The following is a 14,236-nucleotide window of genomic DNA, read 5'->3' on the forward strand; positions in this document are numbered from 1 at the left end:
CGGCCTTCCCGACTGGACCCCGGCCTTCGCCGGGGTGACGCTTTGAACGTGAGGTCACGGGACTACCCCAAACGAAAATGGCCCCGGCATTGCTGCCGGGGCCATCCGCTTGCTGCACGCAAAGCGAAGCGATTAGTCGCGATCGTTGGTCAGGAAGGCCGGCGCGAAAGCGGGCGCATCGCCCTCTTCCTTGCCACCACCTTCGCCGCGCTCGCGGCGCGGGCCACGACCTTCGCGACGCGGGCCGCCGCGATCACCACCACGGTCACCGCCGCGATCGCCGCCACGGCCACCGCCATCGCGGCTGCCGCCGTCACGGCGCGGGCCACGGTCGCCGCCGCGGTCGCTGCGCTCACGCGGCTCGCGTGCGGGGCGGGTGTCTTCCAGCTCGGCGCCGGTTTCCTGATCGACGACGCGCATCGACAGGCGAACCTTGCCGCGCGGATCGATCTCGAGGACCTTGACCTTCACGGCCTGACCCTCGGTCACGACGTCGCCCGGCTTCTCGACACGCTCGTTCTTCATTTCGCTGACGTGGACGAGACCGTCCTTGCCACCCATGAAGTTCACGAACGCGCCGAAATCGACGATGTTGACGACCTTGCCGTCGTAGATCTTGCCGACCTCGGCCTCTTCGACCAGCCCCTTGATCCACTTGATCGCGGCGTCGATCTGCGCGTGATCCGACGACGACACCTTGATGACGCCCTCGTCATCGATGTCGACCTTCGCGCCGGTGGTGGCGACGATCTCGCGGATCACCTTGCCGCCGGTGCCGATCACTTCGCGGATCTTCGACTTGTCGATCGTGAACGTCTCGATGCGCGGCGCGTGCGCCGACAGCTCGGTACGCGTCGAGTCGAGCGCCTTGGCCATTTCGGCCAGGATGTGCGCGCGGCCCTCATGCGCCTGCGCCAGCGCGACCTTCATGATCTCTTCGGTGATGCCGGAGATCTTGATGTCCATCTGCAGCGCGGTGATACCCTCGCTGGTGCCGGCCACCTTGAAGTCCATGTCGCCGAGGTGATCCTCGTCGCCGAGGATGTCCGACAGGACCGCAAAGTCCTTGCCCTCGAGGATCAGACCCATCGCGATCCCCGACACCGGGCGCTTCAGCGGCACGCCCGCGTCCATCATCGACAGCGAGCCACCGCAGACCGTCGCCATCGACGACGAGCCGTTCGACTCGGTGATGTCGCTGGTGACACGGATCGTGTACGGAAACTCTTCCTTGGTCGGCAGCACCGGATGCAGCGCGCGCCACGCCAGCTTGCCATGGCCGACTTCGCGACGACCCGGCGCGCCGAAGCGGCCCACTTCACCGACCGAATAGGGCGGGAAGTTATAGTGCAGCATGAAATGCTGATACGACAGGCCGTTCAGACCGTCGATCATCTGCTCCGCATCGCGGGTGCCCAGCGTCGTGGTCGCGATCGTCTGCGTCTCGCCACGCGTGAACAGCGCCGAGCCGTGCGCACGCGGCAGGAAGTGGACTTCCGCTTCGATCGGACGCACCGTCTTGGTGTCGCGTCCGTCGATACGGCGGCCGGTCTTCAGGATCGCGGTGCGGACGATATCCGCCTCCAGCTTCTTCACCAGCTTCAGGCTGGCGAGATACGCCTGCGGATCGCTGTCCTTCAGGTCGGCCATGCCGTCACGCGCCTTGGTGCGCGCGGCGTTGATCGCGGTCTGGCGCGCCTGCTTGTCGGTCAGCTTGTAGGCCGCCTCCAGATCCTTGCCGATCAGCTTCTTCAGCTTGGTCTTGACGGCTGCGCTGTCGGCCTGAACCTTCAGCTCCCACGGCTCCTTCGCCGCCTGCTCGGCCAGATCGATGATCGCGTTGATGATGTCCTGCGACGCCTTGTGCGCGAACATCACCGCGCCGAGCATCACGTCCTCGGACAGCTCCTTGGCCTCCGACTCGACCATCATCACCGCGTCATGCGTGGCGGCGACCATCAGGTCCAGCTCGCCCTCGACGACCTGCGCGTCGGACGGGTTGAGGATATACTCGCCGTCCTGATAGCCGACGCGCGCCGCGCCGATCGGACCCATGAACGGGACGCCCGACAGCGTCATCGCCGCCGAGGCCGCGATCATTGCCAGCAGATCGGGCTCGTTCTCGCCGTCATACGACATCACCTGCGCGATGCAGTTGATCTCGTTGTAGAAGCCTTCCGGGAACAACGGGCGGATCGGGCGATCGATCAGGCGGCTGACCAACGTCTCACGCTCGGTCGCGCCACGCTCACGCTTGAAGAAGCCGCCGGGGATGCGGCCGCTGGCGGAGAACTTCTCCTGATAGTGAACGGTGAGCGGGAAGAAATCCTGCCCTTCCTTCACGGTCTTGGCGGCGGTCACGGCGCACAGCACCACCGTTTCGCCGAGCGTCGCGATCACCGCGCCGTCGGCCTGGCGGGCGACCTTGCCCGTCTCCAGGGTCAGCGTCTTGCCGCCCCACTGGATTTCCACCTTCTTGGTATCGAACATCTGATTTCCTTCACTCCCCGCACCCGATGCGCGGGGGGCCTGCGTGCGGGCCGATAGTGGCCCGGGAAGATATGGCCGTATTGCCGCCTCTTCCGTCCCGGCTCCAGCGGGCCGGGAAAGCGCCGTCTGGCGCTCTTACATGCTGGACCCGGCTTACACCGGGATGACAAAAGGGGCGACCTTGCGGGCCGCCCCTTGATGTTACTTGCGGAGGCCGAGCTTGGCGATGAGCGCCAAATACCGGTCACCATCCTTCTTGCGGAGATAGTCGAGCAGCGAACGACGCTTGTTGACCATCATCAGCAGACCGCGGCGGGAGTGGTTGTCCTTGGCGTGGCCCTTGAAGTGCTCGGTCAGGTTCTTGATCCGCTCCGTCAGGATCGCGACCTGGACCTCGGGCGAACCGGTGTCGCCTTCGGCGCGGGCGTTGTCCTTGATGACTTCCTGACGGCGTTCTGCGGTAATCGACATATGTGTTCCTACGACATCTTTGACAAGTTGAAGCCACGGACGACGCGAACGGAGCCTTGCTCCACCTCTACCAATGCGACAGGTGACTCACCCAGCATGGCAAAGGCCTGACCGTCGTCGGCGGCGATCCCGGCCAGCACACGCCCCTGACGGAGCGCCCCTGCCTGGTCGGGCGTGAGTGCGAGAGCCGGGATGTCGTCCAGCCCTGCGCTCAATGGCAGGAGAAAGTGTTCAAGGCTGCGCGCCTTAGCGATTTCATCCAGTTTGTCCAGCGTAATCGCCTGATCGAGGGAGAACGGCCCGGCCTTCGTCCGGCGCAGATAAGTGACATGGCCGACCGTGCCGAGCGCCAGCGCAATATCGCGCGCGAGGCTGCGGATGTACGTACCCTTGGAGACGTGTGCGGTGAGCGTCGCCTGCTCCAGCGGTCGGTCGTCGAGTGCGGTCGCGACCGTCAGCGCGTGGATCGTCACCTCGCGCGTCGCCAGCACCACGTCCTCGCCAGCACGCGCGAGATCATAGGCGCGCTGCCCGTCGACCTTAAGCGCCGAATAGGCCGGCGGCACCTGCGCGATCGGTCCGGTGAAGCGCGGCAGGGTCGCCTTAAGTGCCTCCGCGGTCGGGCGCGTGTCACTGGTCGCGATCACCTTACCCTCGCCGTCGAGCGTGTCGGTCTGCTCGCCGAAGCGGATCGTGAAATCATAGACCTTGTCGCTGTCGAGCATCCGCCCGGCCAGCTTGGTCGCCTCGCCGATCGCGATCGGCAGCACGCCTGTCGCCAGCGGATCGAGCGTTCCGCCATGCCCGACCTTGGCCTTGCCATAGCCGCCGGTGCGCAGTGCGCGCTTCGCCGCCGACACGCCCTGCGTCGAGCCGAGCCCGAGCGGCTTGTCGAGGATCAGCCATCCGTGGAGCGTCACGCGCCAATCGCTCCCGCCAGCGCGAGATACCATTCGGCGAGCGCCTGCGCGGGTGGCTGGACGAGTCGCTGGACGATGTTCGCGCCCGGCACCAGCGACGGCAGAACCAGCAGCAACACGATCAGCAGCGGAAAGCCGAACCGCGCGAGCCGGTCCCAGCGCTGCGCCATCCGCTCGGGCAACAGACCGGCGACGACATGCCCCCCGTCGAACGGCGGCAGCGGGATTAGGTTGAAGATCGCAAGAAAGACGTTGATGAGGACGAAGTTGAGCAGGTTGGCGGCGACGAACGCGGTGAGGCTGCCCGGCGCGACGCCATAGATGTCGCGCGTGAACAGCCCCAGCAGCACCGCGCCGACCAGCGCCAGCACGAGGTTTGATCCCGGCCCGGCGAGCGCGACCAGCATCATGTCGCGGCGCGGGTTGGGGAGGCGGCGCGAGTCGACCGGTACCGGCTTCGCCCAGCCGAACACCGGTGCCTTGGCGATCGCGAGCATCAGCGGCAGGATGACGGTGCCGACCGGATCGACGTGGCGCAGCGGATTAAGCGACAGCCGACGCTGCTCCTGCGCGGTCGGATCGCCGAGCGCGCGCGCGGCCAAGCCGTGCGCGACCTCATGGAAGACGATCGCGATGACGAGCGGAATGATCCAGATCGCCGCTGACCATATGATGCCATTGGGGTTCATGCCCGCGCAGATAGGGCGGGGCAGGGGGCATGGCTAGGCGCGAGGTGGTCAGTCGATCAACTGATCGTCTGGTAGTGGCAGGACTAGCCAAGGCGATCGCGTGTCCGCCCTTTCCGCGACGTGTCCCAAATCGACGATCGGAAGCGACGACAAATCCGGATGGCGGGCCACCACGTGTGCGGCGTGTACGAAGCGACAATCGGCAGTGAAGTCATGATCATGAGCGCCGCACATGAATTGCAGGTCGCCGCTGGCCTCATGAAGAAACAGGAGAACGGGGGTGCCCTCAATGACATGGATGCACGTGAAGCATCCCTTGTCGGCATCGAAGGCGTAGCCAGCAAGGCTGAAGGTCGAGGCGGTCATGATCTTCGTTTGGCACGTATGCACGGACATGAATAGCTCAGGAGCCGCCGTTAGCCATGATCATGCAATGCCTCGCCGAAATGCCGCCGGCACAGCGCAACATAGCGATCATTACCGCCGATCTCGGTCTGCCGCCCCTCTGCGACCGGACGGCCGTCGGCATCGACGCGCAGGTTCATCGTCGCCTTACGCCCGCAGGCGCATACAGATTTGATCTCGACCAAAGAGTCCGCCAGCGCCAGCAGCCGCGCCGAGCCCTCGAACAGCGCGCCGCGGAAATCGGTGCGCAGCCCGTAGGCGAGCACCGGTATGCCCGCGCGATCCGCCAACGCGGCAAGCTGGTCGACCTGCGTGGCGGTGAGGAACTGCGCCTCGTCGACCAGCACGCAGGCGAGCGGCGTGTCGGCGTGGCGTCGCAGCACGCCGGCGGCGATGTCGGTGGTCGGGTCGAACATCGTCGCAGGGGCGGACAGCCCGATCCGCGAGGAGATTGTCCCCGCGGCAAAGCGATCATCGACCGCCGCGGTAAACAGCATCGTCGCCATCCCGCGCTCGCGATAGTTGAAGTCGGCTTGCAGCAGGTTGGTCGACTTGCCGGCGTTCATGCTGGCGTAGTAGAAATAGAGCTTGGCCATGCACCCGTCAGACCGGATGACGACAATCATGTCCAGCACCGTGCCGCCCGGTCTCTGCCCGATCATTGTGGTGCAGGATCGTTATCAGGGCGCATGTTCGGGCGGAGCGTGGCTGGTTATCGCACAGGCGGACCGACCCTTAAACGATACGACGCATGTGGCATGGGTCTTGGACGACGGTCCCGGCGGTGCCGACGTGTGCGCGTCGGATTTCTGGAGCGATGCGCCTTCATGGGTCGCGAGCGCTCACCCGGCTGTTGACGCCATTGCCCGACTGGTCCGCCGAAATAGCACCGTCGGTGCCGGTAGACCCTTTGCCGTCGAAGAAAAACTACGGTCAGATAAGGGCTTTGATCCGTCGGCCTATTCGCGTCAGGCACTTGGCCGTCGGAAGATGCGGGGCACACGCGACGCGCGCGTCAAGCTGGTTACGAAAGGCGATGTTTACGAAAGTCCTGACCGGCACCTCGAACAGCTTTGATCAAGTCGATCGTGCGGCCGCCGGTATCCTGCACCAAGCCCTCGATCGCGAAGATCAGCGTGCCGGGTGCTGTTGCCCATCTGACACGGCGATCGTTCACGATCTCCAGAACGGCAACGCCATCGGCAGGTTGCCCGTCGCCAGAACCAGACGCCAACTACCGCGGCGCTGTGAGTTCATCGCACCACGGCTCGATTCAGAACGTGAGCGCTGCCGAAGTAGCGATGCTAACGGAGACATCAGTCGTCGCCCAGATCGCGCGCCACCTCGGGCTTGCGCAGCAGCGCGTCAATATGGCTGCCCTCGTCGAAGCTGTCGTCGGCCAGAAACTTCAGCCGCGCGGCATATTTCATTTTCACCCGCGTCGCGACTTCGCGTTGCAGATAGGCGGTGTTGGTGCGCAGCGCCTTGAGCACCGCTTCTTCGTCCTTGCCGAGCAGCGGCTTCACGAACACTGTCGCGTGGCGCAGGTCGGGCGACATGCGCACCTCGGTGATGCTCACCATATGGCTGGCGAGCGTCTCGTCATGCACGTCGCCGCGCTGGAGGACTTCGGACAGGATGTGACGGACCTGCTCGCCGACGCGTAGCGTGCGGACAGATTTTTCTGGCTTGTCGGTCATTCATGATCTCCCTCTCCCCTCTGCGGAGAGGGGCGGGGTGAGGAGAGGGGTCTCACCAAGACCAGCGTCCGTAGCGGCCCCTCACCCAAGCCTCTCCCCAGCGGGGAGAGGGCTATTTACAGTCGCTTACAGCGTGCGCTCGCGCAGTTCGACCTCGAAGGTTTCGAGGTAATCCCCCGCCTTGATGTCGACAAAGTTCTGCGTGAACGTGACGCCGCATTCCAGACCGGCGCGCACTTCCGGCACGTCGTCCTTGAAGCGGCGCAGCGACGCGATCTCACCATTGTAGATGATGACGTCGTTGCGCGTGATGCGCGCCTTGAGCGCCTTGCGGATGACACCCTCGGTGACGAGCAGACCGGCCGCGCGACCATGCTTGCCCGCCGAGAAGACCTCGCGGATTTCCGCACGACCGACGACGGTTTCGAACGCTTCCGGCCCGAGCTCGCCCGCCATGCCCGCCCGGATCTCGTCGATCAGGTCGTAGATGACGTCATAGTATTTCAACGCCACCTTCTGCCGCTCGGCGATCTCGCGCGCCTTGGCGTTGGCGCGGACGTGGAAGCCGATGATCGGCGCGCCGCTGGCGCCCGCCAGCGTCACGTCGCTCTCGGTGATCCCGCCGACGCCGGCGTGCAGCACGCGCGCACGGATCAGGTCGGTCGAAATCTTGTTGATCGACGCGACGATCGCCTCGACCGTACCCTGCGTATCCGCCTTCACGACCAGCGGATATTCGATCGCGGCGTTCGCACGCAGCGCCGAGAACATGTTCTCGAGGCTGGTCGGCGCCGTGGTCGTGCGCTTCTGAAGCACCACGCTCTGACGATATTCGGCGACTTCGCGTGCCCGCTGCTCGTTCTCGACCACCTGCAACTGATCGCCCGCCGATGGCGTGCCCGACAGACCCAGCACCTCGACCGGCATCGACGGACCCGCCGACTTGAGCTGACGCCCCTTGTCGTCGACCAGCGCACGGACCTTGCCGCTCTCCGCACCGACCACGAACACGTCGCCGACCTTCAGCGTGCCGCGCGTGACCAGCACGGTCGCGACCGGACCGCGGCCCTTGTCGAGCTTCGCCTCGATCACGCTGCCCTCGGCCGCACGATCCGGGTTCGCCTTCAGGTCGAGCAATTCGGCCTGGAGCTGGATCTTCTCGATCAGCTCGTCGAGCCCGATCTTCTTGAGCGCGGACACTTCGACGTCCTGCGTCTCGCCGCCCATCATTTCGACCTGGATGTTGTGCTCGAGCAGACGCTCGCGAACGCGCTGTGCGTTCGCCTCGTGCTTGTCGATCTTGTTGATCGCCACGATCATCGGCTTGCCCGATGCCTTGGTGTGATTGATCGCCTCGATCGTCTGCGGCATCAGCCCGTCGTCGGCGGCGACCACCAGCACCACGATGTCAGTGACGTCGGCACCGCGCGCGCGCATCGCGGTGAACGCCTCGTGGCCCGGCGTGTCGAGGAAGGTGACCTTCGACTTGTCCTTCAGCGTCACCTGATAGGCGCCGATATGCTGGGTGATGCCACCGGCCTCGCCGCGCACCACGTCGGTGCCGCGCAACGCGTCGAGCAGCGAGGTCTTGCCGTGATCGACATGGCCCATGATCGTCACGACCGGCGGACGCGTCTGCAGCGTTTCCGCCGCATCCTCGGTGGTGTCCATCGCGAGATCGATGTCGGAATCCGACACGCGGACGATGTTGTGGCCGAATTCGGTCACCAACAGTTCGGCGGTGTCCTGATCGATCGTCTGCGTCATCGTGACGGGCATGCCCATCTTGAACAACGTCTTGACCAGATCCGCACCACGCTCCGCCATGCGGTTCGCGAGTTCCTGGACGGTAATCGCTTCCGGCACCTGCACGTCGCGGACCTGCTTGGCCTGCGGCTCGCGCGGGCCGCCGAAACCACGCTTCTCCTTCTCGCGCGCACGCTTCAGCGCCGCGAGACTGCGCGCGCGTGCACCGTCCTCGTTGAGCGCGCGCGTGACGGTCAGCTTGCCGCCACGACGCTCGTCACCCTTGCGATCACGCTGCTGCGGACGCGCCGGGCTGTTGTTGCGCGGGGTGGCCTGACCGCTGGGCAGGCTGCGCGGGGCGTTGCTGCTGCCACCGCCAGAGGCGGTCGACGCTGCCGGGGTCGGCGTGGGCGTCGGAGCCGGCGCGGGCTTGGGCTGCGGCTTGGGGATTTCGGGACGCGCGACCGGCGAGAAGCGACGCGGGGCGGGCAGCGACGGGTCACGACCCAGCGCCAACGTCGGCGCTGGGGCCGGCGTCGAAGCAGGGCGCGGCGCGGGAGCGGGCGTCGGAGCCGCGGCAACCGGTGCCGCGGGCGTCGCTGCCGCCGGCGCCGGGGTCGGTGCGGGCGCAGGAGCCGGGGTCGGTGCAGCGGCCTCTACCGGCGCGGGGGCCGGTGTCGGCGCGGGGGCTGGTGTCGGCGCAGCCGCGGGCGCGGGCTGTGCAGCGACCGGCTCCGGTGCAGCCGGCTCAGGCGCGGGAGCCGGCTCCGCAGCCTTCGCAGCGGCTTCGGTTTCGGCACGCGCGCGCTCTTCGGCACGACGACGCTCTTCCTCGGCGGCGCGCTGACGCTCGGCGTCCTCGCGGCGGCGGGTTTCCTCCAGCGTGTGCATCCGCTGGTCCTCGGCCTCGCGCAGCAGACGCGCCTGGCGCTCCTGCGGAGTCTCGTTCGAGACCGGCGGGCGTGGCGCGGGACGCGCGGGGGCGACCGGTGCGGCGGGCGCCGGCGTCGGCTCGGGCGCCGGGGTCGCCGCTTCAGGCGCACCGCCTTGCGGACCGAGCACGCGGCGACGCTTCACCTCGACCACCACCGTATTGCTACGGCCGTGGCTGAAGCTCTGCTTCACCTTGCCGGTCTCGACCGTGCGCTTGAGCCCCAGCGGCTGGCGCATTCCGAGTTTCGGCTTGTCGTTGTCGGTCTCGCTCACTCAAATTCCTCGTGCAGTCTCACGGCCGGTAGTGGTCGCCTCGGCAATGCCGGGCGCCGATGCGCCTTGCGCGGCCGTAGCGCAAGGTGCTGTATTCAGATCAGGGCCGATAAAGTGCAGCCAACGATCGAGCGCTTCGCTGAGTCGTTTGGCCGCAGCGCGGTCGATGACGCCGATGTGTACCACATTTTCGCGGCCCAGCGCCAACGACAATATGGGGCGCGCGACCGGCAGTGCCAAGCCCCTGACGTCGGAACCTTCGCGATCGGACCCGACGCGCCACGCCTGTGCCAGCTTGCGGCAGCCATCCTCGGCCGCGTCGGCGGCATGATAGAGTGCGTGGAGCTTGCCCGAGCGCGCGGCGGTTTCGATCCGCTCCGCGCCGGTCAGCACCGTGCCGCCGCGTGACTCCAGTCCGAGCCGATCGAGGGCGTTGCGCTCCAGCGCGGCTGCGATCAGCGCCGGCAGATCGTCGGGGATCGTGAACTCGCCGGTCTTGAACGCACGTGCCAGCGCACCGCGTAATTTCCCCTTTGCGATCGCCTGTTCGAGTTCGACGCGATCCACCCCGATCCACGCCCCGCGCCCGGGCGCCTTGGCGCGCACATCCGGCAGCACCCGCCCGTCAGGGGCGAGCGCGAGCCGGATCAGCGCCGCAGGCGACGCGCGCTCGCGGGTGAGAATGCACGAGCGTTCGGGGGTGCCGTCTAGCGTCTCATTGTCGGGGGTCCGCATGTGCGTCTCCCTTGACAACAGGCGCATCGCGGTCGGCCAGCAACTGGCCGCCCGCACCGTAATTCTCGGTCGACACTTCCTCGATCACGATCTGCACCGCGGCCGGGTTCTTGCCCAGCCGCGTGACCAGCGACGTCGTGACGTCCGCCACGATCGCCGCTTTCTGCTCGCGCGTCGCCGCGCCCGCCAGTCGGATCGATACGAACGGCATCAGGCGTCCTGATCCTCCGATGCAGGCTCGGCGGGTTGCTCGGCGACCGGCTCGTCGTCGAACCAGTGCGCGCGCGCGGCCATGATGATCTCATTGCCCTGCTCGTCGCTGAGGCCATACTCGCCCAGCACGCCGCCCTTGTTCTCCGGGCGATCGGTGCGACGCGGCGCATCGTCGTTGCGGCGGCGCGGCTCGGCGCGCTTCTTCTCGACCAGCTCGTCGGTCGCCAGATCGGCGAGATCGTCGAGCGTCTTGATCCCTGCCTTGCCGAGCGTCACGAGCATCGCCTCGGTCAGATACGGCAGCTCGGCCAGCGCATCCTCGACGCCCAGCGCCTGCCGCTCCTCGCGATTGGCCTGCTCGCGACGATCGAGCGCTTCCTGCGCACGGCTCTGCAGCTCCTGCGCGAGATCCTCGTCAAAGCCCTCGATCCCGGCCAGCTCGTCCAGCTCGACGTAAGCGACCTCTTCCAGCGCGCCGAAGCCCTCGGCGACCAGCAACTGCGCCAGCGTCTCGTCGACATCCAGCTCGTTCTGGAAGGTCTCCGAATTCTTGACGAACTCCTGCTGACGCTTTTCGCTGGCGTCGGTCTCGGTCAGGATGTCGATCGCCTTGGCGGTCAACTGGCTGGCGAGACGCACGTTCTGGCCACGACGACCGATCGCGAGGCTCAGCTGATCGTCGGGAACGACCACCTCGATGCGGTCCTCTTCCTCGTCGATCACCACGCGCGCGACGTTCGCCGGCTGCAACGCGTTGACGACGAAGGTCGCAGTGTCGGGCGACCAGGGGATGATGTCGATCTTCTCGCCCTGCATCTCCTGCACGACCGCCTGCACGCGGCTGCCCTTCATGCCGACGCACGCGCCGACCGGGTCGATGCTCGAGTCATGCGAGATGACGCCGATCTTGGCGCGGCTGCCCGGATCGCGCGCCGCGGCCTTGATCTCGATGATGCCGTCGTAGATCTCCGGCACTTCCTGCGCGAACAGCTTCTTCATGAAGTCGGGATGTGCGCGGCTGAGGAAGATCTGCGGGCCGCGGTTCTCGCGCACCACCTTGAGAATCAGCGAGCGGATGCGATCGTTGACGCGCACTACCTCGCGCGGGATCTGTGCGTCGCGGCGGATCACGCCCTCGGCGCGGCCGAGATCGACGACGATGTGGCCGAACTCGACGCGCTTGACGACGCCGGTGATGATCTCGCCGGCGCGTTCCTTGAACTCTTCATACTGGCGCTCGCGCTCGGCGTCGCGAACCTTCTGGAAGATCGTCTGCTTGGCTGCCTGCGCCTGGATGCGCCCGAATTCGATCGGCGGGAGCGGATCGACCAGATAGTCACCGACGCTCGCGCCCGGCTGCAGCTTCTGCGCGCCGTTGACGTCGACCTGCTTGTAGATGTCGTCGACCAGCTCGACCACCTCGACGACGCGCCACAGGCGCAGGTCGCCGTTGTTCGGGTCCAGCTTGGCGCGGATGTCCATTTCCTGGCCGTAGCGCGTGCGCGCGGCGCGCTGGATCGCGTCCTCCATCGCCTCGATGACGATCGCCTTGTCGATCATCTTCTCCGAAGCGACCGAATTGGCGATCGCGATCAGCTCCGCACGATTGGCGGTGACGCCGGTGGCCATCAGTGGGTTTCCTCTTCTTCGTCCGTGGACGTTATCTGAATCTCTTCTTCCGCGCCCTCCATCGAGAGCGGGACGGTGGCCTCGATCAAACGATCGGTCAGCACCAGCTTGGCATCGGCGATCAGCGCGAACGGCACCTGCTCCAGCACGCCGGTCCGCGGATGGCGGATCGCGATCATGCCGTCGGCGTCGATGCCTTCGAGGTCGCCCTTGAACTGCTTCTGCCCGTCGACCGCCTCGGTCAATACGATGCGCGCCTCATGCCCGGCCCAGTCGATGAAGTCCTGCTGGCGGGTCAGCGGGCGGTCGATGCCGGGCGACGACACTTCCAGCCGGTATGCGCCCTCGATCGGATCCTCGCCGGCTTCCTCCAGCGCGTCGAGCTTGTCCGAGATGCGGCGCGACAGTTCGGCGCAATCGTCGATGTTCAGCTGCCGCGTGTCGGGCCGCTCGGCCATGATCTGCAGCGTGCGCTCATCGTCCTTGCCGAACAGGCGGACGCGTACCAGCGCGAAGCCGAGCGCGTCGGCCTCTGGCTCGATCAACCGGACGAGGGGAGTGATGTCGTTCAAAAGCACCTACCGCACATGCGTTTCTTGCCGCCGCGGAGCAAGCCCCGCAGCCCCTTATCACCTGACGATGTAAGAGAAAGCACGGTTCCTATAGCGCCACTTCACCAGTGTCGCAAGCACCTAGCCCATGGAGGTGGAACAATGCCGATGACCCGGATTTGTTGAATGAAATCCGTGTGAAAAGGAGAAAAGGGTTGCTGTATCGTCTTGCGCTCGCCGCTGCCGCGCTAAGTGCGGCGTCCGCCTGCAACGGTGAGGACTCGGCCGCGGTGCAGCCGATCGCTGAGGCCCCCGTCGCTCCCGCACCGACACCTAGTCCGTCGCTTTCGCCCACCGGAACGCCGGTGGCGGGCACCCCCTTTGCCCGCGCGGTCGTTGCTGACTTCGACGCGCCCTGGGCGATGACGTTCCTTCCCGATCGTCGGATGCTCGTCACCGAGAAAAAGGGCGAATTGCTGCTCGTCGCCGCCGACGGATCGTCGCGTCGCACGATCGCGACAATTGACGTCGACTCCGCCGGGCAGGGCGGGTTGATGGACGTGGTGCTGGCCCCGGACTTTGCCACCAGTAGGCGGGTCTATTTCAGCTATTCGGCCGCGGGGCAGGGCGGCAAGGGTGTGGTGCTTGCGCGTGGCGTGCTGTCGGGCGATGCGGGGGCCGAGCGGCTCGCGTCGATCGAGACGCTATACCGTGCCACCCCGCTCGTGACGGGCGATGGCCATTATTCGGGACGGATCGCCTTTTCGCCGGACGGCCAATATCTGTTCTTCACCAATGGCGAGCGACAGAAGTTCACGCCGGCGCAGGACAAGGGCGGGTCGCTCGGCAAGGTTCTGCGGCTTACCCCGGATGGCAAGCCGGCGGCGAACAACCCGCTCGCGGCACAAGGCTTTCTCCCCGAGGTGTGGAGCTATGGTCACCGCAACCTGCTTGGGCTCGCTTTCGATGCACAGGGCAATCTTTGGCAACAGGAGATGGGGCCGAAGGGCGGTGACGAGCTGAACCTCATCCTGCCCGGTCGCAATTATGGCTGGCCGAATGTCTCGAACGGCTCGAACTACGACGGCAGCGACATCCCCGACCACGCGCCCGGCGACGGCTATGAGGCGCCCAAGGTGTGGTGGAATCCCGTGATCTCGCCGGGCGGGCTGATGATCTATTCGGGCGATCTGTTCCCCCAATATAAGGGCGATGCATTCATCGGCGGGCTGTCGTCCCAGTCGCTGGTGCGCGTCGATCTGAACGGAACGAACGCGAGCAAGGGCGATCAATGGTCGATGGGCGCGCGCATTCGCGAAGTGGAGCAAGGGCCCGATGGTGCGATCTACGTGCTGGAGGACGGTGGCGACTCGCAAGGCCGGTTGTTGCGATTGACGCCGGCCTCATAGGTCCGGGATGATAGGGGGCATGGACCATCCGGCCCCCGTCGCCCCTGCGCGGGCAGGGGCCCCTGTGCGTCG

14 protein-coding genes are annotated in these 14,236 nt (G+C 66.3%); 2 read left to right on the forward strand and 12 right to left on the reverse strand.

Annotated features, from left to right (window positions below):
* Positions 1 to 132: 132 nt before the first annotated feature.
* The 6 genes from pnp to ACI2JO_RS10415 all read right to left on the reverse strand — a co-directional run bounded on the left by pnp (position 133) and on the right by ACI2JO_RS10415 (position 5,571).
* Positions 133 to 2,490: a polyribonucleotide nucleotidyltransferase gene (gene pnp, locus ACI2JO_RS10390; RefSeq protein ID WP_404720625.1), complete on the reverse strand. Its 2,358-nt coding sequence runs from the start codon at positions 2,488 to 2,490 to the stop codon at positions 133 to 135.
* Positions 2,491 to 2,691: 201 nt separating this feature from the next.
* Positions 2,692 to 2,961 carry a 30S ribosomal protein S15 gene (gene rpsO / locus ACI2JO_RS10395; RefSeq protein WP_028966110.1) on the reverse strand — a complete coding sequence of 90 codons (270 nt, stop codon included), beginning with the start codon at positions 2,959 to 2,961 and terminating at the stop codon, positions 2,692 to 2,694.
* An 8-nt stretch (positions 2,962 to 2,969) separates the two neighbouring features.
* Positions 2,970 to 3,881 (reverse strand): tRNA pseudouridine(55) synthase TruB, encoded by a 912-nt coding sequence (gene truB, locus ACI2JO_RS10400; RefSeq protein ID WP_404720626.1) that lies wholly within the window; start codon positions 3,879 to 3,881, stop codon positions 2,970 to 2,972.
* Entirely contained in the window at positions 3,878 to 4,570 is a 693-nt protein-coding gene (locus tag ACI2JO_RS10405) for a site-2 protease family protein (RefSeq protein WP_404720627.1), read from the reverse strand. Before ACI2JO_RS10405 ends, truB begins: the two co-directional genes overlap by 4 nt.
* A 48-nt stretch (positions 4,571 to 4,618) precedes the next feature.
* Complete coding sequence (locus ACI2JO_RS10410) at positions 4,619 to 4,936, reverse strand: hypothetical protein (protein ID WP_404720628.1); 318 nt, start codon at positions 4,934 to 4,936, stop codon at positions 4,619 to 4,621.
* 50 nt (positions 4,937 to 4,986) lie between these two features.
* Positions 4,987 to 5,571, reverse strand: a complete 585-nt coding sequence (locus tag ACI2JO_RS10415; RefSeq protein ID WP_404720863.1) for a thymidine kinase — start codon at positions 5,569 to 5,571, stop codon at positions 4,987 to 4,989.
* A 28-nt stretch (positions 5,572 to 5,599) separates the two neighbouring features.
* Between ACI2JO_RS10415 and ACI2JO_RS10420 the strand changes: the two genes are divergently transcribed.
* Positions 5,600 to 6,052: a hypothetical protein gene (locus ACI2JO_RS10420; RefSeq protein WP_404720629.1), complete on the forward strand. Its 453-nt coding sequence runs from the start codon at positions 5,600 to 5,602 to the stop codon at positions 6,050 to 6,052.
* A gap of 239 nt (positions 6,053 to 6,291) precedes the next feature.
* On the opposite strand, the gene rbfA is transcribed toward ACI2JO_RS10420, so the two are convergent.
* From rbfA to rimP, 6 genes are all read right to left on the reverse strand, one after another.
* Positions 6,292 to 6,675, reverse strand: coding sequence for a 30S ribosome-binding factor RbfA (gene rbfA / locus ACI2JO_RS10425; RefSeq protein ID WP_404720630.1), 384 nt, complete (start codon positions 6,673 to 6,675; stop codon positions 6,292 to 6,294).
* A gap of 126 nt (positions 6,676 to 6,801) precedes the next feature.
* The gene (infB, locus tag ACI2JO_RS10430; protein WP_404720631.1) at positions 6,802 to 9,627 is read right to left on the reverse strand and encodes a translation initiation factor IF-2; all 2,826 of its coding nucleotides are present in this window, start codon (positions 9,625 to 9,627) and stop codon (positions 6,802 to 6,804) included.
* Positions 9,628 to 10,362 (reverse strand): DUF448 domain-containing protein, encoded by a 735-nt coding sequence (locus ACI2JO_RS10435; RefSeq protein ID WP_404720632.1) that lies wholly within the window; start codon positions 10,360 to 10,362, stop codon positions 9,628 to 9,630. It abuts the gene before it with no gap.
* Complete coding sequence (locus ACI2JO_RS10440; RefSeq protein WP_404720633.1) at positions 10,343 to 10,573, reverse strand: 4-oxalocrotonate tautomerase family protein; 231 nt, start codon at positions 10,571 to 10,573, stop codon at positions 10,343 to 10,345. The genes ACI2JO_RS10435 and ACI2JO_RS10440 overlap by 20 nt, the downstream gene beginning before the upstream one ends.
* Positions 10,573 to 12,204 (reverse strand): transcription termination factor NusA, encoded by a 1,632-nt coding sequence (gene nusA, locus ACI2JO_RS10445; protein WP_404720634.1) that lies wholly within the window; start codon positions 12,202 to 12,204, stop codon positions 10,573 to 10,575. Before nusA ends, ACI2JO_RS10440 begins: the two co-directional genes overlap by 1 nt.
* Positions 12,204 to 12,776, reverse strand: coding sequence for a ribosome maturation protein RimP (rimP, locus tag ACI2JO_RS10450; protein WP_404720635.1), 573 nt, complete (start codon positions 12,774 to 12,776; stop codon positions 12,204 to 12,206). Before rimP ends, nusA begins: the two co-directional genes overlap by 1 nt.
* 197 nt (positions 12,777 to 12,973) lie before the next feature.
* On the opposite strand from rimP, the gene ACI2JO_RS10455 reads away from it, so the two are divergent.
* Positions 12,974 to 14,164 carry a PQQ-dependent sugar dehydrogenase gene (locus ACI2JO_RS10455; protein WP_404720864.1) on the forward strand — a complete coding sequence of 397 codons (1,191 nt, stop codon included), beginning with the start codon at positions 12,974 to 12,976 and terminating at the stop codon, positions 14,162 to 14,164.
* Positions 14,165 to 14,236: the final 72 nt, after the last annotated feature.

The organism is Sphingomonas sp. NPDC079357 (genome assembly GCF_044901155.1).
Taxonomy (GTDB): Bacteria; Pseudomonadota; Alphaproteobacteria; order Sphingomonadales; family Sphingomonadaceae; genus Sphingomonas.